At 58.5% G+C, this 19,136-nt stretch carries 23 protein-coding genes; 9 read left to right on the top strand and 14 right to left on the bottom strand.

The window, feature by feature from the left end; genetic code table 11:
* Positions 1–49 precede the first annotated feature (49 nt).
* Positions 50–763 (top strand): lipoyl(octanoyl) transferase LipB, encoded by a 714-nt coding sequence (lipB, locus tag JNB88_RS15100; RefSeq protein ID WP_220356167.1) that lies wholly within the window; start codon positions 50–52, stop codon positions 761–763.
* A gap of 62 nt (positions 764–825) precedes the next feature.
* On the opposite strand, the gene JNB88_RS15095 is transcribed toward lipB, so the two are convergent.
* Positions 826–1,194 carry a hypothetical protein gene (locus tag JNB88_RS15095; protein ID WP_220356166.1) on the bottom strand — a complete coding sequence of 123 codons (369 nt, stop codon included), beginning with the start codon at positions 1,192–1,194 and terminating at the stop codon, positions 826–828.
* 249 nt (positions 1,195–1,443) lie between these two features.
* Positions 1,444–1,935 (bottom strand): peptide deformylase, encoded by a 492-nt coding sequence (locus tag JNB88_RS15090; protein WP_220356165.1) that lies wholly within the window; start codon positions 1,933–1,935, stop codon positions 1,444–1,446.
* 168 nt (positions 1,936–2,103) lie between these two features.
* Here JNB88_RS15090 and mgtE point away from each other — a divergent pair, with 168 nt between their 5' ends.
* Both mgtE and JNB88_RS15080 read left to right on the top strand, forming a co-directional pair.
* Positions 2,104–3,516 carry a magnesium transporter gene (gene mgtE, locus JNB88_RS15085; RefSeq protein ID WP_222858034.1) on the top strand — a complete coding sequence of 471 codons (1,413 nt, stop codon included), beginning with the start codon at positions 2,104–2,106 and terminating at the stop codon, positions 3,514–3,516.
* Between the two features lie 79 nt (positions 3,517–3,595).
* Positions 3,596–3,988, top strand: a complete 393-nt coding sequence (locus tag JNB88_RS15080) for a MerR family transcriptional regulator (RefSeq protein WP_016554043.1) — start codon at positions 3,596–3,598, stop codon at positions 3,986–3,988.
* On the opposite strand, the gene JNB88_RS15075 is transcribed toward JNB88_RS15080, so the two are convergent.
* Entirely contained in the window at positions 3,989–4,975 is a 987-nt protein-coding gene (locus JNB88_RS15075) for a heparan-alpha-glucosaminide N-acetyltransferase (RefSeq protein ID WP_220356164.1), read from the bottom strand.
* Positions 4,976–5,737 carry a DUF599 domain-containing protein gene (locus JNB88_RS15070; protein ID WP_220356328.1) on the bottom strand — a complete coding sequence of 254 codons (762 nt, stop codon included), beginning with the start codon at positions 5,735–5,737 and terminating at the stop codon, positions 4,976–4,978.
* Positions 5,738–5,922: 185 nt separating this feature from the next.
* Between JNB88_RS15070 and JNB88_RS15065 the strand changes: the two genes are divergently transcribed.
* On the top strand, positions 5,923–7,329 hold the full coding sequence (locus JNB88_RS15065) for an L-serine ammonia-lyase (RefSeq protein WP_220356163.1): 1,407 nt from the start codon (positions 5,923–5,925) through the stop codon (positions 7,327–7,329).
* Positions 7,330–7,388: 59 nt separating this feature from the next.
* A complete protein-coding gene (locus JNB88_RS15060; protein WP_037128032.1) occupies positions 7,389–7,826 on the top strand; it encodes a DUF1489 family protein in 438 nt (145 codons plus the stop codon).
* Here JNB88_RS15060 and JNB88_RS15055 read toward each other — a convergent pair whose 3' ends face one another.
* From JNB88_RS15055 to JNB88_RS15025, 7 genes are all read right to left on the bottom strand, one after another.
* On the bottom strand, positions 7,827–8,105 hold the full coding sequence (locus tag JNB88_RS15055) for a hypothetical protein (protein WP_220356162.1): 279 nt from the start codon (positions 8,103–8,105) through the stop codon (positions 7,827–7,829).
* Positions 8,106–8,215: 110 nt separating this feature from the next.
* Positions 8,216–9,679 carry a D-alanyl-D-alanine carboxypeptidase gene (locus tag JNB88_RS15050; protein WP_220356161.1) on the bottom strand — a complete coding sequence of 488 codons (1,464 nt, stop codon included), beginning with the start codon at positions 9,677–9,679 and terminating at the stop codon, positions 8,216–8,218.
* A gap of 108 nt (positions 9,680–9,787) precedes the next feature.
* On the bottom strand, positions 9,788–10,540 hold the full coding sequence (locus JNB88_RS15045; protein ID WP_220356160.1) for a hypothetical protein: 753 nt from the start codon (positions 10,538–10,540) through the stop codon (positions 9,788–9,790).
* 231 nt (positions 10,541–10,771) lie between these two features.
* The gene (locus JNB88_RS15040; RefSeq protein ID WP_220356159.1) at positions 10,772–11,377 is read right to left on the bottom strand and encodes a transglutaminase-like cysteine peptidase; all 606 of its coding nucleotides are present in this window, start codon (positions 11,375–11,377) and stop codon (positions 10,772–10,774) included.
* A gap of 382 nt (positions 11,378–11,759) precedes the next feature.
* Positions 11,760–12,719 carry a prolyl aminopeptidase gene (pip, locus tag JNB88_RS15035; protein WP_220356327.1) on the bottom strand — a complete coding sequence of 320 codons (960 nt, stop codon included), beginning with the start codon at positions 12,717–12,719 and terminating at the stop codon, positions 11,760–11,762.
* A gap of 57 nt (positions 12,720–12,776) precedes the next feature.
* Positions 12,777–13,388 carry a PilZ domain-containing protein gene (locus JNB88_RS15030; protein WP_037128020.1) on the bottom strand — a complete coding sequence of 204 codons (612 nt, stop codon included), beginning with the start codon at positions 13,386–13,388 and terminating at the stop codon, positions 12,777–12,779.
* Between the two features lie 90 nt (positions 13,389–13,478).
* Positions 13,479–14,117: a PAS domain-containing protein gene (locus JNB88_RS15025; RefSeq protein ID WP_220356158.1), complete on the bottom strand. Its 639-nt coding sequence runs from the start codon at positions 14,115–14,117 to the stop codon at positions 13,479–13,481.
* A 298-nt stretch (positions 14,118–14,415) separates the two neighbouring features.
* Between JNB88_RS15025 and JNB88_RS15020 the strand changes: the two genes are divergently transcribed.
* Both JNB88_RS15020 and JNB88_RS15015 read left to right on the top strand, forming a co-directional pair.
* Entirely contained in the window at positions 14,416–15,186 is a 771-nt protein-coding gene (locus tag JNB88_RS15020; protein ID WP_220356157.1) for a rhomboid family intramembrane serine protease, read from the top strand.
* Between the two features lie 105 nt (positions 15,187–15,291).
* Positions 15,292–15,726, top strand: a complete 435-nt coding sequence (locus JNB88_RS15015) for a CBS domain-containing protein (RefSeq protein ID WP_037128014.1) — start codon at positions 15,292–15,294, stop codon at positions 15,724–15,726.
* Positions 15,727–15,740: 14 nt separating this feature from the next.
* Here the strand turns inward: JNB88_RS15015 and JNB88_RS15010 are convergent, their stop codons facing one another.
* From JNB88_RS15010 to folE, 3 genes are all read right to left on the bottom strand, one after another.
* Complete coding sequence (locus JNB88_RS15010; protein WP_220356156.1) at positions 15,741–16,712, bottom strand: patatin-like phospholipase family protein; 972 nt, start codon at positions 16,710–16,712, stop codon at positions 15,741–15,743.
* Positions 16,713–16,824: 112 nt separating this feature from the next.
* On the bottom strand, positions 16,825–17,283 hold the full coding sequence (gene hisI / locus JNB88_RS15005; RefSeq protein ID WP_220356155.1) for a phosphoribosyl-AMP cyclohydrolase: 459 nt from the start codon (positions 17,281–17,283) through the stop codon (positions 16,825–16,827).
* 26 nt (positions 17,284–17,309) lie between these two features.
* The gene (gene folE / locus JNB88_RS15000; protein WP_037128009.1) at positions 17,310–17,930 is read right to left on the bottom strand and encodes a GTP cyclohydrolase I FolE; all 621 of its coding nucleotides are present in this window, start codon (positions 17,928–17,930) and stop codon (positions 17,310–17,312) included.
* Positions 17,931–18,238: 308 nt separating this feature from the next.
* Here folE and JNB88_RS14995 point away from each other — a divergent pair, with 308 nt between their 5' ends.
* Positions 18,239–18,685: an iron-sulfur cluster assembly scaffold protein gene (locus JNB88_RS14995; RefSeq protein WP_220356154.1), complete on the top strand. Its 447-nt coding sequence runs from the start codon at positions 18,239–18,241 to the stop codon at positions 18,683–18,685.
* A 12-nt stretch (positions 18,686–18,697) separates the two neighbouring features.
* A complete protein-coding gene (yidD, locus tag JNB88_RS14990) occupies positions 18,698–19,093 on the top strand; it encodes a membrane protein insertion efficiency factor YidD (protein WP_037128007.1) in 396 nt (131 codons plus the stop codon).
* Positions 19,094–19,136: the final 43 nt, after the last annotated feature.

The raw sequence follows: 19,136 nt of genomic DNA, 5'->3' as shown, positions 1-19,136 counted from the left end.
CATATAGGCCTACGCAATGCTGCCTCCCAAGCAGCGACAAGGAACGGCCATGCTACGCACAGATCTTCAATTATCCATGTTTCCCCGTGAAGGCTCGCGGCCGGTTCGATGGCGGATCGCCGACAGCCTCGTGCCCTATGAGGAGGCTGTGGAAAACATGGAGCGCGAGGTCGCGTCGATTGCGGACGGCGGCGACGAACTCGTCTGGCTCGTCGAGCATCCACCTCTCTATACGGCAGGAACCAGTGCAGACACCAAGGACCTGGTGCAGCCCGATCGCTTCCCCGTATTCGCAACGGGACGAGGCGGCGAATATACCTATCATGGCCCGGGTCAGCGCGTTGCCTATGTCATGCTGGATCTGAAGCGCAGGCGACAGGACGTACGGGCCTTCGTCGCAGCGCTCGAAGAGGTGATCATTCGGACGCTCGATTCGATGAATGTTCGCGGGGAACGCCGTGAGGACCGTGTTGGCGTTTGGGTGCGCAGGCCTGACAAGCCGCCTCTGCCTGATGGCACTATGGCTGAGGACAAGATCGCCGCACTCGGCATCCGGTTGCGAAAGTGGGTGACATTTCACGGTCTGTCGCTGAATGTCGAGCCCGATCTTGAGCACTTCAGCGGAATCGTTCCGTGCGGAATTTCCACTCATGGCGTTACGAGCCTGGTCGATCTCGGCCTTCCGGTGATGATGCCCGATGTCGACATACGACTTCGGCAGGCATTCGAAACAGTCTTTGGTGAAACAATCAGCGATAGCTGACAGCGATCACTCGAAGATTTGGAAGCAGAGGGTCGGGCAACCGGCCCTCTGCCTCAGATTCGCTATTTATCGCCGATGTCGCGGCAGGCGTCCGTATGGGAGGCCCCGCTGTCCCCACCGGCCGTATGCACCTTGGAGTTCGTCTTCATGTAATCGCAGTCGGGCAAGGGCTTGATACTGGCTGTCGTCGTCTTGTCGACCGGAGGCGACATGCGGACTGGAGCAAAACCGTCGCTGTCATTCGTATAGTCCGACGAGTACTCCGGAGCCTTCCGATGCGTGTAATGGATCGGCTTGGGCGGAGCCACTTGGACCGGTGCAAAGCCGTCGCTGTCATTGCTGTAGTCGTTCGAGTACTGCGGTTGAGCGAACGCCGTACCTGCAAGGCCGAGGGCAAGGATGGAGGCGGCGGCGGCAAATTTGAAGCGCATTGAGAATCTCCTCAATTCATCGTTGTAGCAACAACGAAACCAAACCCTCGGCGAAAGCAGTTTCGCGCTCGAATTGCGGCAGGAATGTGGGCGTACCATCACGTCCGATTGTCAATTTTTTCAAATGAAATCACGGTTCCGCGACCGAGATTTGACAGTTTTGTGATGGAACACTTCCGACACCCCATGACGGGGTGCGGCAGGAGACATGCAATCTTTGAGGGTGTTTAATGCCTCATTGAACAAGGGTTAATCGCGCAGCTTCTGCCAGCGCTTGACTAGCCGCTCCCGCTTCAACCGGGACAGTCTCTGAATCCAGAAGATACCATCAAGCTGGTCTATCTCGTGCTGTATGCAGACCGCCAGGAAGCCCTCCGCCACTTCCTCGTGCTCGGCGCCGGCCGTATCGCTGTAGCGAACACGAATCACATTTGGTCTTTCGACCTCGTCGGTCATGCCGGGCATCGAGACGCTACCCTCAACCTGGCGAATCGTCTCGTCTGAAGCAGAGATGATCTCAGGATTGACAAAGTAGCGCACTGGTTCGGCGCCGAGTTCGATCACGACGACCCGAAGGGCGACACCAATATGCGCAGCTGTGATACCAACTCCGGGGGCGGCCCGCATGGTGTCCAGCAAGTCGTCGGCAAGTTCGCGCAGCTTTTCATCGAAGACTTCGACAGGTTTGCAGACAGTTCTGAGGCCGACGTCGGGAAAGCGCAATATGGGGCGGATAGCCACGGTCCAGGCTCCTGATTCCAGATGCGGGGAAACTATCGTCACGCATGCGCATTGTCATCCATACGAGGCGTTTGCGGCTGGACGGACCTCGAGCTTTGAGCTAGCAGGAAACCATGCATTTCAGCGCTTAGTCGTTGAACTTCAAACGAGATGCGAGGGCGGCAGATCATGACGAACGATGCAGAAGAGCTCGTCCGCCCGCGGCCGGAGAGCGGTGACGCCGACATCTATGATGAGGACGGCAACGTTCGCGGCGATTTCCTTGCACTGGTGGGTGCCGCGATCGCGGATCGTGACACGATCTTCCTGCGTCAGCACGTCGCCCGCCTGCACGAATCGGAAATAGGCGACCTTCTCGAATCGCTGCAGCCAGACCAGCGGCTCGCCCTGGTGCATCTGCTCGGCGACCAGTTCGACATGACGGCGCTGACCGAGGTCGATGAAACGATTCGGCGCGAGATCGTCGACCAGCTGCCGAACGAGCAGATTGCCGCGGCAATCGGCGAACTCGATTCCGACGACGCCGTCTACATTCTTGAGGACCTCGACACCGAGGACCGGGAAGAAATCCTCGCGCAACTTCCGTTTACCGAGCGTGTACGACTGCGACGGGCGCTCGACTATCCCGAAAGCTCGGCTGGACGCCGCATGCAGACGGAATTCGTCGCAGTGCCGCCATTCTGGACGGTTGGTCAAACCATCGACTACATGCGTGACGAGGAAGACCTGCCGTATTCCTTCTCGCAGATTTTCGTCATCGACCCGACATTCCGGCTGTTGGGCGCCGTCGACCTGGACAAGATCCTGCGTACGAAGCGACAGACGAAGGTCGAATCGATCATGCGGGAGACGAACCATCCGATTCCCGCGGAGATGGACCAGGAAGAGGCCGCCCAGCTTTTCGAGCAATATGACCTTCTTTCAGCCGCCGTCGTCGACGAGAACGACAGGCTGGTGGGTGTCCTTACGATCGACGACGTCGTGGATGTCATTCACGAAGAAGCGGACGAGGACATCAAGCGCCTCGGCGGCGTCGGCGACGAAGAATTGTCCGACAATGTTTTCTCGACGGTGCGCTCGCGCTTTCTGTGGCTGCTGATCAATCTTGGAACAGCTTTGCTGTCAGCCAGCGTTATCGGCCTTTTCGACGAGTCGATCGAGAAGATGATCGCGCTCGCAGTGCTGATGCCTATCGTGGCATCCATGGGCGGTAACGCGGGCACGCAAACGATGACGGTTACCGTACGCGCGCTCGCAACCGGCGATATCGATATTTACAATGCCGGCCGCATCATCCGCAGAGAGGCTGGGGTTGGCATTGCCAATGGCGCGCTTTTCTCGGTCATCATGGGCGCGATTGCTGCGACATGGTTCCACGACTACCAACTGGGCTTCGTGATCGGCGCGGCCATGGTTATCAACCTGTTTGCCGCGGCACTTGCTGGAATCCTGCTGCCACTGCTATTGGACAAAGTCGGCGCGGATCCCGCGATTGCGTCCTCGGTCTTCGTCACGACGGTGACTGACTGCACAGGCTTTTTTGCTTTTCTTGGCATTGCCACCTGGTGGTTTGGAATTTAGCCGGCTCGAAAATTAGCTTGCACAAATTGACTATTACGTAAAAGTCAATATTATTGCTTCTCACAATGGTGGGGAGCCCATGCCGGTTAGCAAATACTATAGCATAACGGAGTTGACGCGCGAATTTGGCGTATCGACTCGTACGCTCAGGTTCTACGAAGACGAAGGGCTTATCCATCCGGAGCGGCGCGGACGCACGCGGCTGTTCCGGCCGGCGGATCGTCGTCTGATCCAGGAAATCCTGCGCGGTCGGCGCATCGGCTTCACCATCGCGGAAATCCGCGAGATTATCCAGGTCTACAAGGAACCGCCAGGCGAACTGGGCCAGTTGAAGCTCCTTATGAAGCGCGTTGACGAAAAGCGCGAAGATCTTCGTCAGAAGCGCAAGGATATCGACGACACCTTGGCCGAACTCGACAATATCGAAGAGGCTTGCCTCGGTCGTCTGGCCGACATCGGTGTCGGCACCTGACTATTGCGCGTTGACACTGCACTCGCTTGCCAACGCCAATATTCGCCCGTCATCCGGCTTGACGGCGCCAGACTGGAATTCAGTGAACAAGCCCTCAGTCTGCAGCTTGCCGAGCGTGCACTGGCAGAAGCTGCGGCATAGCGCTTCGCCTTCCTGCATCACGCACGAGGCGTTGCATTGCTTCAGGTAGGTTTCAACCGGATCCGGTTTCGCGGGTGGCATGAGCACGGATAGTCCGTAGGCAACAGCAATCAGCACTGGCTGGTGGATGAGGTAGAAAGCGAGGCTGTGTCTCCCGGCCTTTGTCAGCAGAGTTGAACCGGTGCCGAAAGCGGCAAGTCTGTCGAGTAGCGTCGTCCTCATGGCAAGAAGCGCAGCCGTCATGCCAAACAGGAACGGCACTGCCCAAGGGAAGATCGGGACGAAATCGTTCGATCGCGGCGGCATTTCGGCCAAACCGATCCAGGCCAGGTAGCGCGGATTGAAGACCGGCGCGCGCAGGAGATCCGGCGCAATCCAGGTGTCTACGACCCAAGCCGCGGTTACGACCGCCGTCACGATGATTGTCATCGGCAACGGCATGCGCAGGAAGACAAGGCCGAGCAGGCTGAGTACCGCGATGGAATGCAGGATACCAAAGAATATCCATCCGTCAGGAAAGACGAAGCGCGTAGCCACGGAGATCGCCAGCGCGGCCGCTGCGATCATGGCAAACCGCTTCCAGAACGACTGCCAGCGGATCTCCGGTTTGTTGGCAAGGACGAGACTGATTCCGACGATGAAGAGGAATGTGGACGCGATGGCGCGCGCATAGAGCTTCAGCCAACCGGTTTCGGCGGTTCCCGGGGCAAGGTAGCCCATAAACTCCATATCCCATGTGAAGTGGTAGGTCGCCATCGCCAGCAGTGCAACACCACGTGCGGTATCCAGCAGGCCAATGCGCGGGAGCTTGGCGCTCGCATATGTTCCCGTCGCCGGAGACATCATTCACAATCCCTCGGATGATTGATCACCATCGTTTGCTCTGCCGCGGGAAACAGGCGAAAGGTGGAGATTTGATGGCGGTTGAGTGTCCATGATTGCCAGCCGCGCCTCGGAGAAGAACTGCCGCCTCGTCAAGACAACGATAACGACTGTCGTCGTCAGCATGAAGACATAGGGGTTGATGAACCAACCAAGGTAGCCGATCGAGAGGAAGATGGCGCGTAGGCCTTCGTTGAAATGACCTGCAGCAATGATGTTCATGCGGATAACGCGCTCCGCGGCCCGCTCGGCGGCAATCACGTCCTGCTCAGTGTCGCGCATCATCGGGATCGAACCGAAGAGAATGGTGCAATAGTTGAAGAGGCGATACGACCAGCCGAACTTGAAGAAGGCATATCCAAAAAGCGCGGCAAGGCCGCCAACCTTCATCTCGAAGACGGCGTGTCCACTGTGAAGAACGAATGGGAGGTCAGCGAAAACCGCGTCCACCTTCTCAGTCGCGCCAAGCAAGGCAAAGCAACTGCCGACAGCAAAAATGGAAGTCGAGGCGAAAAAGGCCGTGCCGTTCTGCAGACCGGCCATGATCTGCGTATCGATCATCTTCAGATCGCGACGCAACGAATTGTATATCCACTCGCGCCGGCGCTCCCGCATCGCATGGGTGAGACTGGTCCGGCCGAAGAAGTTCGCCCCCTGCAACAGGCGCGCATAGCAGAACCAAGCCGCTGCAAAGAATCCGAGTGCAATGTAATCCGCTGTCGTCATCATTATATTGAATCAGTCCCATCGCCGCGCGCCACTCTACAGATGCAGGCGCACGCTGCAATGACTGGCAAGACGCCGCGCTTCGTTTTACTGATGTCGCACGCGTGAAATGCCATGTCGGTCCATCGCGGGAATCTTATTGGGCGTTGACGTAGCTTCAGGCAGCAACATTACAGGACGCAGTCATGTTCCTTTCCGTTTTCGACGTGTTCAAAATCGGGGTCGGTCCCTCAAGCTCGCATACCATGGGTCCGATGACCGCAGCCAATCGGTTTCTCGACCTCATCATGTCGAACGACTGGCCACGCCCGACGTCTGGCGCTGCAGTCGCCTCGATAAAGGTGAGCCTGCATGGGTCGCTGGCACACACCGGGATCGGCCATGGAACGGGCAGGGCGGTTATTCTCGGACTGATGGGTCAACAGCCCGACAGTGTCGATCCGGACGAGATGGACAGCATCATCGACAAGGTCGAGCGTAGCGGACGTATCTCACCGCCCGGCCACCCAGCTTATGGCTTCCAGCCGAAGAGCGACCTGATTTTCGACAAGAAGCAACCCTTGCCTGGCCACGCCAACGGCATGTCCTTTTCCGCCTTCGACAAGGATGGGCGGATGCTCATCAAGCGAATCTACTATTCCGTCGGCGGCGGCTTCGTCGTTACCGACACGGAACTCGAACAGATGCGCGCGAAGAAGAAAACATCTTCCGAGACGCTCAGGGTTCCGTATCCCTTCGCTTCAGCCAAGCAGATGCTTGACATGGCGGCGCGCTCCGGCCTCTCGATCGCGCAAATGAAGCGCGCCAATGAGGAGACACAACGCAGCCGTGAGGAGTTGGACGCCGGCCTCGATCGTATCTGGGAAGCCATGCGCTCCTGCATCGAGCGAGGCCTCAAGGTTGACGGTATCATGCCCGGCGGATTGAACGTCCGCCGTCGGGCCAGGGCGATCCACGACAAGCTTCAGGAAGAATGGCGCAGCAACCGGATAAACCCGCTTCTCGCGAACGACTGGCTCAGCGTCTACGCCATGGCCGTCAACGAGGAGAATGCAGCCGGCGGGCGCGTCGTCACGGCGCCGACAAACGGTGCGGCAGGGGTCATTCCAGCGACGATTCGCTACTACGAGCATTTTCACGACGACTGGGACCAGAACGGTATCCGCGATTACCTGCTTACCGCCGGGGCAATCGGCGGAATCATCAAGCACAATGCTTCGATCTCCGGTGCGGAGGTCGGCTGTCAGGGCGAGGTGGGATCTGCGGCTGCGATGGCAGCGGCGGGCCTCGCCGCGGTCATGGGCGGCACGCCCGAGCAGATCGAGAATGCCGCCGAAATTGCGCTTGAGCATCATCTCGGCATGAGCTGTGATCCTGTCGCCGGCCTGGTGCAAGTTCCATGCATCGAGCGAAACGCGCTGGGTGCAGTCAAGGCGGTGACGGCGGCTTCGCTCGCGATCAAGGGCGACGGCAAGCATTTCGTTCCGTTGGATGCCTGCATCGAGACCATGCGCCAGACCGGGAACGATATGAGCGACAAATATAAGGAGACATCCACAGGCGGGCTTGCCGTTAACGTCGTGGAATGTTGACTTTGTGGACATGCGACTTGCCGCTTGACGCTGCCTGATAAAAGGCATTCAACGGCGGCATGGCATTGCATCTCATCAAATTGTGCGTGGGCGCAGACTCCATCGACGATCTGCGCGAATGGGTCGCTGAACGTTCCTTACGCGCTATCGCCGCCGGTCACGAGCCGCATTCCGTGCATACGACGAGGATGGTACCCAAGCGCGTCGAGGACTTGCTCGACGGCGGTTCGCTCTATTGGGTTATCAAAGGGCAGGTGCAGGCGCGCCAGAAACTGCTCGACATCCAGACATTCACCGATGGCGAAGGGATCTCACGTTGCCATCTGGTCCTCGGTCCTGAGGTCATCGAGACCGCGGTGCAGCCAAAGCGAGCTTTCCAGGGATGGCGTTACTATCCGCAGGAAGACGTGCCGCGGGATTTGACGAGTCTGGGCGAGGGAATTGCAGAAATGCCCGCGGACCTTCGCCGCGAGCTTTCGGAACTTGGTTTGCTCTGATCAACGCAAACGCAGCGTAACCGGTGTCCGGCCTTCCGGGCAGGTGACGTGAAGATGGATGTTGGCCTCAGGCTGCGAGTAACGCCAGGCACGCGCGCCGTGGCTGAGCAACAGATTTATAAGATCTTTCGTCTTCGCAGATTTCGGCTTCTGCCGATGCAACCCTATTTCCGCCAGCCGCAACGCCGCCTCGTGAAGCGGGTGAAGCCCTGCTCGCGGATTTTTGCCGGTCACCCGGCCGTGTGCCGGAAACTCCGGAACATTCTCGTTGATCGCCATTCTCATCCCCGTACGCATTACAAACCGAGTCTCAGAATTCCGTCGGATCAAACACACCGATCACGACGCTTTGGAGTCGCCGCCGGCACCGGCAGGCGGCGAACCGCAAACTATTGGGCAGTTGCCCAGCATTTCACACCTGCACGCTTGAGCGCGGTGCAGGCATTGACCGCGGAACGCTGGTCCTCGAACCCACCAAAGCGAGCGCGGTAGCTTCCGGCGTTTGCAACAGCAAAGGGCTTGGCGAAACGCAGCACCTTGCCACCCTTGCTCTTGGCGCCATCCAGGAGATCCATTGCGCCTTCCTTGCTGGCGGACACGCCAATCTGGACGGCCCAGCCAGTTGGCTGTGTTTCTTTCGTCGAAGCGGTCGTCACTTCGTCCACCGAAACATCACCCTGTTCAGGCGGCACATAGGCAGGCGCCGGCGTCGGAGTGGCGATCGACGCCTGCTTGATCGACTGCGTCTTGACCTTCGTCGGAGCCGGCATTTCCTGCAGCAGCGGATTGTCGGACTTCGGCTTGGCGACATCAGAGTAGGCGACCTGTGTCGAAGCCGGCTGGTAGCGAGTGTCGGGAGCCGGCGCAGTGCGCGGCAAGCTCACATCAGGAGCCGCCGAGGCAACACGCGTTTCGGCTACAGGCGCCGGCTGCGGTGGCGTTTGCGCGATCAGCTCGGAGGAACCACGACGGCTGGAGGCCTTTGGCAGATAGGTCGCGATAAGCTTGCGCATCTGGTTGTCGCGCGCAGGAGTGGAGGCGCCACCCAGAACAACACCGACGATCGACTTGCCATCGACCTCTACCGAGCTGACGAGATTGAAACCGGCGGCACGCGTATAGCCTGTCTTGATGCCATCAACACCGCGGACCGACCCGACGAGGCGGTTGTGGCTGCGGATAACGCGCTGGCCAAACTTGAAGCTCTGCGTGGAGAAATAGCCGTAATACTGAGGAAAGTGCTGACGAAGCGCGATACCCAAGCGGGCTTGATCGCGGGCCGTCGTCATCTGCGCGGTGTTCGGCAGACCGTTCGCGTTGCGATAGGTCGTGCGGGTCATGCCGAGTGCATGCGCCTTGGCCGTCATCACCTGCGCAAAGCGACCTTCCGTACCCGCAAGCAGTTCACCCAGTGCGGTCGACGCGTCGTTAGCCGAGAGCGTCACGAGCCCCAAAATCGCCTGCTCCACGGTAATCGTGCCACCAGGCCGGACACCAAGCTTGGTCGGTTGCTGAGCGGAGGCGAAAGCGGAGAACGGAACAGGCGTATCCAGACGAATGCGGCCTTGCTCGAGCGCCTCGAATGTCAGGTAGAGCGTCATCATCTTTGTCAGCGATGCCGGGTACTGCAGGCGATCGGCGTTCTCGCTGTAGAGAACGTTGCCAGTCTTCGCATCAACAACGATGCCGGCATATTTCGAGTTCGCAGCCTCCGCATCTGCATTGACCGAGTCGGCCATGACGATACTCGCGGCCAAGGAAAGCGCCGTGATCGCCCTAACTACAAGACTGCGGTATCGTGATGGGAATACGGAGGAGGCTGACCTTGACACTATTATACTCTTCGCTTGCATTTCTGATGTTCAGGGAGATCGCCGCACGATCGTTCTCTCGCCAAGTTATTCGTGCGGGGTTACCAATCCGTTTATGATTAATCGTTTCTTTCGCCACATCGGATCATTCTAGCGGCTTGTCTCAGAAGCGCTCACAAGCCGCGCCTCCACAAAATGGCGAATAGCGGCATCAATATGGTCCCAATCAGGCAGGTGGCTGCTAGAGAATCGGTAAAGCACAGTTAAGTCGCGACCGACCTTGATATCGCGCTGGCAGTCGCCGCTTGTTGCCATTTTCGGGATCGACGGCAAAGCACAACGGACGGCGTAATCCGAGCCGCCGGGACGTGGCGCCGTCAACAGGACCTCGCCGGCATAGCCCGCGTCGGCTCTCAGGTGGTGCAGCGTCATCCCGTTGGCGAATGGCACTCCATCCCCTTCGATGAGATGCGAATAGATCGGCCCCAATCGACCGGACATATCGCGCGACATGGTGCTCTGCGCGACCTGAAGGAAGATAAGCCCGGACGTTTGGGTTATATTGTCGAAGCGGTCGCGATGCTCCTTGCTGTACCCCTGCATTTCCGGCCAGGTCAGATAGAGGTCGACTCGTTCTAACCCGCCATCGCGCCGTTGATTGGAGAAACGCAGTGTGTTCGCCGGGAGGCGCAGCGTATCGCGCCCAATCGTCAACGTTACCTGTTTCGTCGAGTCGGTATTGCCAGCCATGGATATACGTGCGCCGAACCAGCGGCCGCCCAAACTGATCGCAAGGGTCAACGCCGCAAGGCACGCTATGACGGCGGTAAGGCGGATAAGGAAGCTCGTCGAAAGGAGCGGGGTTTCGTCGCGTTGGTGGGCACGGTGCGCGGTGTGGCTCATGGCGGCTTTCGAATGTCAGACCGCCGCAATAGGAAACACGAGCCGCCGGTGCCGAGTGATTGGAGAAACAATCCGGCCGACACGGTTAATAGGCGGTTAACCAGCCATGCTGAGGACCAAAAAAACGAACCGCCCCCGGGACAGCGGGAGCGGTTCTGTGGCACCGGTCAGGGACGGGGACGCGGGGGAGACCGGGGCCGCGTATCTCGCCGGGATGTTCCGGCGATTGACCTATTTCACGCTACCGACCGCAACGGCACGGCCGTCCTGCAACTTGACCCAACGGGTTGGATCGGCAGAGGATTGGCGCTTGAGGAAGGTGTATTCGGTATCGGCCCAAAGCATGACCTTGTTGCGCATGTTGTCGAGCACGAAGTCGCCGCGGTCGGTCCGGACGGTCAACACCGCGTGGCCCTCGCCATTCGGCTGCAGGACGACCGTCATCAGCAGATCGGAGGGCGAGAAGCCCGCGTCGATCAGCATCTTGCGCTTCAGCAGCGCGTAGTCTTCGCAATCGCCAACGGTACGGGGATAGGCCCAGCGCTCCTCGACACCATAGATCTCCTTGTCGGTCATCGGAGTAATCGTCGAATTGACCTGATAGTTGATCTTGAGGATGGTTTTCCAGCGCTCCTCGGTCAGGACAAGCTCGCCCTCGTCGCCAGCCGGGTTCGTGCAGTCTGCCGGCATCTCCTTGCAGAATTGATAGGCGCCGATCGGCGGGCTGGCATTTCCGAGTACAGTCGTATTCAGCGGTGTGGCCTGTCCCGAACCGATCATCGCTATCAGCATCACACCGGCGGCCAGCCCTGCCTTGATGAAAGTTGCCATTGTCATTTGTCGTGTCCCCGTTGTGAGGAGAACATGACATGGACATTTTTATTCGACGCAAAATTACGCAGTTAAATTAAAGGCTTAGTTGATTCAAACACGCGGAGAAATCGACTAAAAACAAAGTCGAATGCAGATAAAATTCGAAACGTTTTTGCGCTAAATTTGATTAAATTTTTCACTTCCACTGAAAGGTCTCCTATGTACCAACCGGCGCATTTTGGGACAGAGTCTTAACAGCAATGGCCGTCGCGATCTTTTGTTAGGCGGTTCTTTACCATCCGGGATCGCTGGAAGCCTGTCGCGTACCTCGGCGCGCGACTTAGATCAGGTCGTGAAATCGGCCTGCTGGCAGGCCAATTTCAGTCCGATCAGCAAAATTATTTTTCTAGATTTCGCGAAATTTGTCGGTCGCGTCCACAATGGCGCGCGCCAAGCCGTCGTGCGATATTGAGTGAGCGGCATTCTCGACAATAACCAGTTGGCTTTGAGGCCATGCTCTGGAGAGTTCCCAGGCCGTGACGAGCGGAGCCTCCAAATCCAGGCGCCCCTGAACGAGTATTCCAGGTATCGACGCCAGCAGTCCTGCGTTGCGCAAGAGAGCGCCATCATCAAGCCATGCGCGATTTCGGAAGTAGTGCGTGATAATGCGCGCCCGTGTCAGCAGGTAAATCGGATCCCGCCAGCGACGTGGAAGCCCACCCGGGTCCGCGAGGAGGATCGATGCGGCTTCCCATTTATGCCAATCGCGAGCAGCTTCGATGCGAGTTGCAAGATTGGGTGAATTGAGCAGCCGGTGATAGCCTTCGAGGACGCCGGCCTCTCTGAGGTTGGCGGGGAGGGCGTCCAACAGCAGGTCCCACTCCGCGGGAAAGAGCCTGGCCATTCCATCTGTCAGCCATTCAATTCCTGAGGGGCGCGTGGTGGTGACGCCCGAAAGTACGATCGCGCGGGTGAATTCCCGATACGTTTCAGCATAAGCAAGCGCCAGCGTCGATCCCCAGGACGTGCCAAGCAAGAGCCATGATGTCACCCGCAGGTGATGTCTCAGTTTCTCGATGTCTTCGACGAGATGCCAGGTCGTATTGGTTTCAAGGTCAGTCTCCATCTCGGCGGCATTGGGCACGCTTCGCCCGCAATTGCGTTGATCGAAGAGGACAGTGCGGTAGACCGATGGATCGAAGTAGCGTCTAGCGAATGCCGAACAGCCGGAACCCGGACCGCCGTGAAGGTAGAGCGCTGGCCGACCGTTTGGATTCCCGCAAGCCTCCCAGTAGAGGCTGTGGCCGTCGCCCACATCGAGGAAACCGCTCTCGTAAGGTTCTATTTCAGGATAAAGAATCGTCAGGTGCCGCCTGCTTTGGCAGCCTCATGCATCATGGGCGCGACGCGCTTGTGACAGTACTCAGAGAAACTCGCGGAGCGTTTCGCGCGACTGGAGAGACAGGAACTCGATCGCGACGCCTTCCACGAAATGGCGGACAACCCGACCGCGCATGTTGCCGAGACGAAGGGGGGTGCCGATCGGCGGACGCACTTCGACATCGATTGCGGCGCCAGAAAGCGACAAATCCATGATGCGGCAGGTATAACGAGCGCCGTCCTCCAGCATGATCTCCGTCTTGGTCTCCCGCGGCGTCAAGCGGTCGTGGCGACGGTCCTCAGGAAGGCCGAGTTCATGCTTGTTGGCAAGCCAGGTGAGCTGCGCCGCAAGCTTTTCGCGCTTACGCTCGGTCGCGTGGATCGACATAACGAAACCACCGCCGTCCACCGCCTGCACGTAACCTTCGACCCGACCGAGATGGTCAATGTAGGCAACGACGCGTTCATTGGCTCGAGGACGCCCCTGGCAGGTCACGTACATATCGCCCGGCGACATATCGACAACGAGGCACTCATATTCCTCGTAGCTCGCCAGCATTAGCCGACCCTGCATGTTGATTGGGACGCGTTGAAATGCACCTTGTTCGAGGCGGGGCGCAGTCCGTTGCGTCTGAACTTGCTGGAACGCGTGCATCAAAGGGCTTCTTCATGAAATACTACCGTGCGATCATTACCCGTAATCCCTTAACAGAAGGTTGTTCAGGTTTGCCCTCTACACGCATAATCAGTTGTGTCGAAACGGTAGGCCGGAAGCGCCACCTTCGTTGAAGAGGTCGGACACGACCCGGCGTATCGTGTCGCCGATCGATGGCGGGCGCGCGCAAGAGGCGTCCTCCATGGGCTCCGCATCGCTGAGTTCCCAATCCGCGCCCGGCCGTTCGCGCAGCAGGTGGCTGTGGTCAAGCGTGAGAACCTGCAGCGGTACGACTTCAAGCCAGCTGGGACTCGCGTCGGGAGCGAGGGCGCCAAGGATCTTGTCGCAGCGGCCGTTGTCTGAACGGAGCGGAAGGAGGATCATCTCAAAGCAGGCACGGTGGCCGGCAGAACTGCAGCCAGTAACACTCAACAGGGCGGGAGCCGCATGCTCCATCACGCCAGCCGCAATGGTCTCGATATCGTCATGACTGTGCGCCCACAGTTCAGTCAGCGCAGCGCCGCCGAGGTCGCGGTTGAAAAAATCGCAAATGCGCGTTCCGGCAAGACGAAAGACCACGCGCCCCGCATCACTTGTTTCAAGCAGAAACACACTCGACAGTATCTGCCGCAGGTCCGTTGGCTCGACCTGCGATCTCAACGGCGCACGATCCTGGCCGCGGATGCGATCCCAATATTCGAACAGGCCGATTGTCATTTTGAGACGCATTGCAGTACCAACTGTTTCAGTTCAGATCAGAACAAGGCCATCATGGCCATGCTGCTAGGTGCTGTGCGTTTTTCATGCCAACTCGGGGCGGTTAAGGTTAAAGAAGAGTTTCGGTTGAGCAGACAGGCGTGCCGTGGCAATGTCTGCACATCGCTTCCTGCTTAGGGAAGTTCAGCACAAATTGTCGGGCAAGGGGGCATCCCCGATAGACGCTCGAAGGCCGTCCGGTCTTTTCCGGGCGGCTTCTTTTTTTTCCTTTCGTCCTGTAAGGCTGTCGCAGACACTAGCGAGGACGAAGATGAACGAGCAATCGGTCGAGCCGCAAGCGGCCATGGAGCCCCCGGCGACCCCACCGCGATCACCCGTTTTCAACGTTCCCGGCCCGGTGCTCGCGGCACTTGCGATCCTGGGGCTGCTATACCTCGTCCAGTCGCTGTTCCTTTCTGGCAGCGACATCGACTGGCTGTTCTTCAATCTCGGCTTTATTCCACTGCGCTACATCACGCCGCTGTCGGAACAGGGACCGCAGCTCTTCTGGACACCGGTCACCTACTCATTTCTTCATGGCAGCATCGAGCACATCGTCTTTAACGGACTGTGGCTCATGGCTTTCGGCGCTCCCGTGGCGCGGCGGATTGGCACGTTTCGTTTCGTCGTTTTCTGGGCGCTTTCCGCGATTGCCTCAGCCGCGCTCCATGCGGTGTTGAATTGGGGAGACGCTACGTTGCTCATCGGGGCGTCGGGTGTGGTATCGGGGCTGATGGGAGCTGCCTGCCGCTTCGCTTTCCCGCCGGAACAGCGCATCATCCGGCCGGCGCATCTAAATGCACGTCTTTCCATGATTGAAGCGTTTCGCAGCCGCACTGTGGTTGCGTTCATTCTCTTCTGGTTCGTAGGAAACATCCTGATCGCGGTTGGAGTGCCCTTGATCGGCGACGGATCGCAAGCGATTGCATGGGATGCCCACATCGGAGGGTTCCTGTTCGGCTTCCTTCTCTTCGGCCTTTTCGACAGGACGCCGCCCGAGCCGCCGTTAACTTCAGAGACATCGGATATATTGCAATCTTGAGGATTGGAGTGCACCATTCGAACTGATCCGCGATGGGAGGAGAGATACCGACGCGGATGCCTGTGATCAGTTGAAGTGTTTCACTTTCGACATAGGAGGTTCAAAATGTCCAATACTGTCAAAGCTATACTTGACGCAAAGGGCAGGAATGTCGTCACTGCCGGTCCAGATACGACCGTTTCCGAAGCTGCCGTACTTCTAAGCAAGAAGAAGATCGGCGCTGTCGTCATCGTCGGGATGGAAAACAAGATTTCCGGTATTTTCACGGAACGCGACGTCGTGCATGCGATCGCCAAAGCGGGCGCTGCCTGTCTCGACCAGCCGATTTCTTCGCTGATGACAGCGAAGGTCTACCGCTGTCATGAAGATTCGACCGTCAACGACCTCATGGAGCTTATGACAAGCCGACGCTTCCGCCACGTTCCCGTTGAAACGAACGGCAAGCTAGTAGGTATCATCTCCATCGGTGACGTCGTGAAGACGCGTATCGCCGAAGTCGAACTGGAAGCCGAACAGATCAAGGCCTACATCGCCGGCTGAAACACTTCGCCGGCCTAAACAGAGCCGGCGAACAACTCCTGCATCCGCTTCAGCTCCGGAAGCCTCAGCTTGGCCTCCTCGTAACCGCGCTCGATTGCTTCGCCAGCGCGGTGGAATTCCGAAAGGCCGATATCGCCGAGACGCGGCTGAAGCGATAGGTCCGGTGGATCTCCCGCAAGGCGCGCTCGCGCAATTCTGTCCTGGATAATGTTGAACGCCTGAACCATCACGCCGGTCATGCCGAGCTTGGCGTAAGGTGCTTCCTCGCGCCGTTGCACTTCCGACGGAGAGAGGGTGGCATTGTGCCGGACCACAGCCGACCGACCGTAGAGATCGTAATTCAGGTTGACGGCCACGACGAGCGGCTGCTCATAGGCCCGGCAGACGGAAACAGGGACGGGATTCACCAAAGCACCGTCAACGAGCGTGCGTTGGTTGCTGCGAATGGGCTCGAATATGCCGGGCAATGCATAAGAGGCCCGAAGCGCCGTGATCAGCGAGCCATTTGCGATCCAGACCTCGTGGCCGGTATTCACTTCCGCAGCGACCGCGACGAAAGGTCTGTCGAGGTCTTCGACATTCAGGCCTTCCAGATGCTCCTGCATCCGCTTGGTGAGCCGCATACCGCCGAACAGGCCGCTGCCGCCGATCGTCAGGTCAAGCAGACTGGCGATCCGGCGCATCGTCAACGATCGAGCAAATGCCTCCAGCTCATCGAGCTTTCCCGCCAGATAGCATCCGCCGACCAGCGCGCCGATCGAGGTCCCTGCAACCATGCCGATCTCGATGCCTTCCTCGTCGAGGGCGCGAAGGACACCAATATGCGCCCAGCCGCGGGCGGCTCCTCCGCCTAGCGCTAGCGCCAGCTTGGTTCTCTTCGGGGCAGGGGCGGGGGCGGGAGGAGCATTCGTATCCGGTGTCGTTGGCGTGCTGTTGTTGGATGTACCGGCTTCGGCGCTTTGGCGGTACAAACCCCAATTCAGCATGGCTCGTCTCCCTCCCGGCAGAACACTCATATGACTATAATAGTGTCCCGTCTCCCTTTCCAATTCGTATATAGGTGTAGGTTTTGGCCCAATAAGAGGCAATTGCCGGCTTTTAAGTCTCTTTTCCGTAAACTTGTGTCGGATCAAACTGCAGCTCGTCATCGACGATTTCGAGCATCGGCTTGCCGTCTTCGAGGTTCACCGTTCTGTAAAAGCAGGACCGGCGGCCAGTATGACAGGTAGCATCATGGCCGGCGACCTCGACTTTCAACCAAATGGCATCCTGATCGCAATCCGTCCGGATTTCCTTGACCATCTGGGTGTTGCCCGACGTTTCGCCCTTGATCCAGAGCTTGCCACGCGAGCGGCTGAAGTAGTGAGCTTTTCGGGTCTGTATGGTCAAGGCGAGAGCCTGCGCATTCATATGCGCCACCATCAGTAGTTCACCGTCCTTGGCATCAGTCACGATCGCAGTGATCAGGCCACGGTCATCGAACCGCGGTGTGAAATCACCTGCGTCCTCGAGTTCGGATTTGTCGTCGGACGGTGCATTAAAGGCAAAGGGCATCATCGCGGCTTTCTTAATGGAAGCCGTGTTCAGCGGCTCCGGACCATGGTCATGAATCGGGCTTGATCAGCCGGCTCAGTTTTGAACGTTCCGGTAAAAGTTGTCGTCAATGTGGTCGAGCCTTGCTTTTGCACGCCGCGCATTGCCATGCACATGTGTTCGGCTTCGATCAGGACGGCAACGCCCCGCGGCGCCAGCGTATCATCGATGGCCTTGGCTATCTGGGCGGTCATGGTTTCCTGCGTTTGCAGGCGACGGCCGTAGATTTCGACGACGCGAGCAATCTTGGAGAGCCCCAGGACCTTGCCATCCGGCATATAGGCGACGTGTGCCTTGCCGATGATCGGCACCATGTGGTGTTCGCAATGAGAGAAGAAGGGGATGTCCCTGACCAGGACCATGTCGTCATAGCCGGCAACCTCTTCGAAGGTGCGTCCAAGCACATCTTCCGGGTCCATATCGTAGCCGGCAAAAAGCTCACGATAGGCCTTGGCGACGCGAGCCGGCGTATCCAATAAACCCTCGCGCGACGGATCATCCCCCGCCCAGCGCAGGAGCGTACGAACAGCGTCCTCGGCCTCTTTCTGACTTGGCCGATCGGCCTCGAGATCGGCAGGCGTCTGCGGAAAATTCTTGATGATGGCGTCCATATGTAACAGTCTCCTGATCCGCTTTTGCGGATCGTCTTTCGGACTAGCCACTGGCAATTCCACTCAAGGGAATTCATGCACCTTTGGCAGGCTCCGGGGCTTTCAGGGCTTCAAATGGCCGCCCTTCCGGCACGGTTTCCCAATCAAACTTAGCCGAGGCCATTGCATTTTCATGGCCTTCGAACGACATACATATAGGAGAATGGCGTCCTTATGTAAGTCTCCCGGCGCGACACGCTGTGTTTTTCTTTTGTGCTACAATGAGTTTTGAGGCGCCAATCCGCCTGAATTCGGGAGCCGAATCCGCGATGGATGATATCTACAACAGCAAAATCCTCGAGTTCGCGGGGAATATTCCGCTGATCGGCAGCCTGCTCGACGCGGACGCGAGCGCCCAGGCACACTCGAAGCTCTGTGGCTCCAAGGTCAGGATATGGCTGAAGATGGATGGCGATACGGTTACCGCATTTGCGCATGACGTCAAAGCCTGCGCACTTGGTCAGGCTTCTTCATCAATCATGGCACGCCACGTCGTCGGCGCAAATACGACCGAACTGCGGAAGGCGCGCGAGGATATGCTGGCGATGCTGAAAGCCGACGGCGAAGGGCCGGACGGCCGCTTCGAGGACATGCGCTATCTTCGCCCCGTGAAGGACTACAAGGCACGACATGCCTCAACGATGCTGACCTTCGATGCCGTCGTAGACGCGATCGGCCAGATCGAGGCCAAACGCTCAGAAACCGTTGAGGCCTAGGCGGATAAGCCGATGTGCGAATTCTGCTCAGCAAACCGCGATGACGACGACGAGGGTGGTGCCGCGCCGCCTCGCAAGCGAACCGGCTCCTACTCCCGCAACTATGCCGGGCCGTTTCCAAAGACCCCCGGCAGACTGTTCGGCATGGCGCTCATCCGCCTCTACCAACTGACACTCTCCGGCTTCATCGGCAATTCCTGCCGACACATCCCGACATGCTCGGAATATGGCTACGAAGCGGTCGCGCGCCACGGTCTGTGGAGTGGTGGATGGATGACGCTGTTCCGGGTCGCGCGCTGTGGACCGGGCGGCACCAGCGGGCTCGACCCGGTTCCGGACCAACTCGGTGAAAGCTTTCGCTGGTGGACGCCGTGGCGCTATCTTGCGCTCGGCCGCAAGCCCGGCTGAAACATGACCGCGTCGCTCGAGTGCCGAAACGTATCTGCCGAAT

Origin of the sequence: Rhizobium cauense (assembly GCF_019511525.1) — a bacterium.
Classification (GTDB): domain Bacteria; phylum Pseudomonadota; class Alphaproteobacteria; order Rhizobiales; family Rhizobiaceae; genus Rhizobium; species Rhizobium cauense.
Note: the sequence above shows the minus strand (reverse complement) of the source record. Positions and strands in the feature narration are given on the sequence as shown.

Excerpts from the sequence above, each read along its gene's own strand:
- JNB88_RS15055 (WP_220356162.1), bottom strand. The coding sequence starts at position 8,105 with ATGGCGATCAACGAGAATGTTCCGGAGTTTCCGGCACACGGCCGGGTG.
- JNB88_RS15045 (WP_220356160.1), bottom strand. The coding sequence starts at position 10,540 with ATGAGCCACACCGCGCACCGTGCCCACCAACGCGACGAAACCCCGCTC.
- JNB88_RS15060 (WP_037128032.1), top strand. The coding sequence starts at position 7,389 with ATGGCATTGCATCTCATCAAATTGTGCGTGGGCGCAGACTCCATCGAC.
- mgtE (WP_222858034.1), top strand. The coding sequence starts at position 2,104 with ATGACGAACGATGCAGAAGAGCTCGTCCGCCCGCGGCCGGAGAGCGGT.
- JNB88_RS15015 (WP_037128014.1), top strand. The coding sequence starts at position 15,292 with ATGTCCAATACTGTCAAAGCTATACTTGACGCAAAGGGCAGGAATGTC.
- JNB88_RS15010 (WP_220356156.1), bottom strand. The coding sequence starts at position 16,712 with ATGCTGAATTGGGGTTTGTACCGCCAAAGCGCCGAAGCCGGTACATCC.
- JNB88_RS15050 (WP_220356161.1), bottom strand. The coding sequence starts at position 9,679 with ATGCAAGCGAAGAGTATAATAGTGTCAAGGTCAGCCTCCTCCGTATTC.
- JNB88_RS15040 (WP_220356159.1), bottom strand. The coding sequence starts at position 11,377 with ATGACAATGGCAACTTTCATCAAGGCAGGGCTGGCCGCCGGTGTGATG.
- JNB88_RS15095 (WP_220356166.1), bottom strand. The coding sequence starts at position 1,194 with ATGCGCTTCAAATTTGCCGCCGCCGCCTCCATCCTTGCCCTCGGCCTT.
- JNB88_RS15030 (WP_037128020.1), bottom strand. The coding sequence starts at position 13,388 with ATGCACGCGTTCCAGCAAGTTCAGACGCAACGGACTGCGCCCCGCCTC.
- JNB88_RS15025 (WP_220356158.1), bottom strand. The coding sequence starts at position 14,117 with ATGCGTCTCAAAATGACAATCGGCCTGTTCGAATATTGGGATCGCATC.
- JNB88_RS14995 (WP_220356154.1), top strand. The coding sequence starts at position 18,239 with ATGGATGATATCTACAACAGCAAAATCCTCGAGTTCGCGGGGAATATT.
- folE (WP_037128009.1), bottom strand. The coding sequence starts at position 17,930 with ATGGACGCCATCATCAAGAATTTTCCGCAGACGCCTGCCGATCTCGAG.
- JNB88_RS15075 (WP_220356164.1), bottom strand. The coding sequence starts at position 4,975 with ATGATGTCTCCGGCGACGGGAACATATGCGAGCGCCAAGCTCCCGCGC.
- hisI (WP_220356155.1), bottom strand. The coding sequence starts at position 17,283 with ATGATGCCCTTTGCCTTTAATGCACCGTCCGACGACAAATCCGAACTC.
- yidD (WP_037128007.1), top strand. The coding sequence starts at position 18,698 with ATGTGCGAATTCTGCTCAGCAAACCGCGATGACGACGACGAGGGTGGT.
- JNB88_RS15020 (WP_220356157.1), top strand. The coding sequence starts at position 14,416 with ATGAACGAGCAATCGGTCGAGCCGCAAGCGGCCATGGAGCCCCCGGCG.
- lipB (WP_220356167.1), top strand. The coding sequence starts at position 50 with ATGCTACGCACAGATCTTCAATTATCCATGTTTCCCCGTGAAGGCTCG.
- JNB88_RS15080 (WP_016554043.1), top strand. The coding sequence starts at position 3,596 with ATGCCGGTTAGCAAATACTATAGCATAACGGAGTTGACGCGCGAATTT.
- JNB88_RS15065 (WP_220356163.1), top strand. The coding sequence starts at position 5,923 with ATGTTCCTTTCCGTTTTCGACGTGTTCAAAATCGGGGTCGGTCCCTCA.
- JNB88_RS15070 (WP_220356328.1), bottom strand. The coding sequence starts at position 5,737 with ATGACGACAGCGGATTACATTGCACTCGGATTCTTTGCAGCGGCTTGG.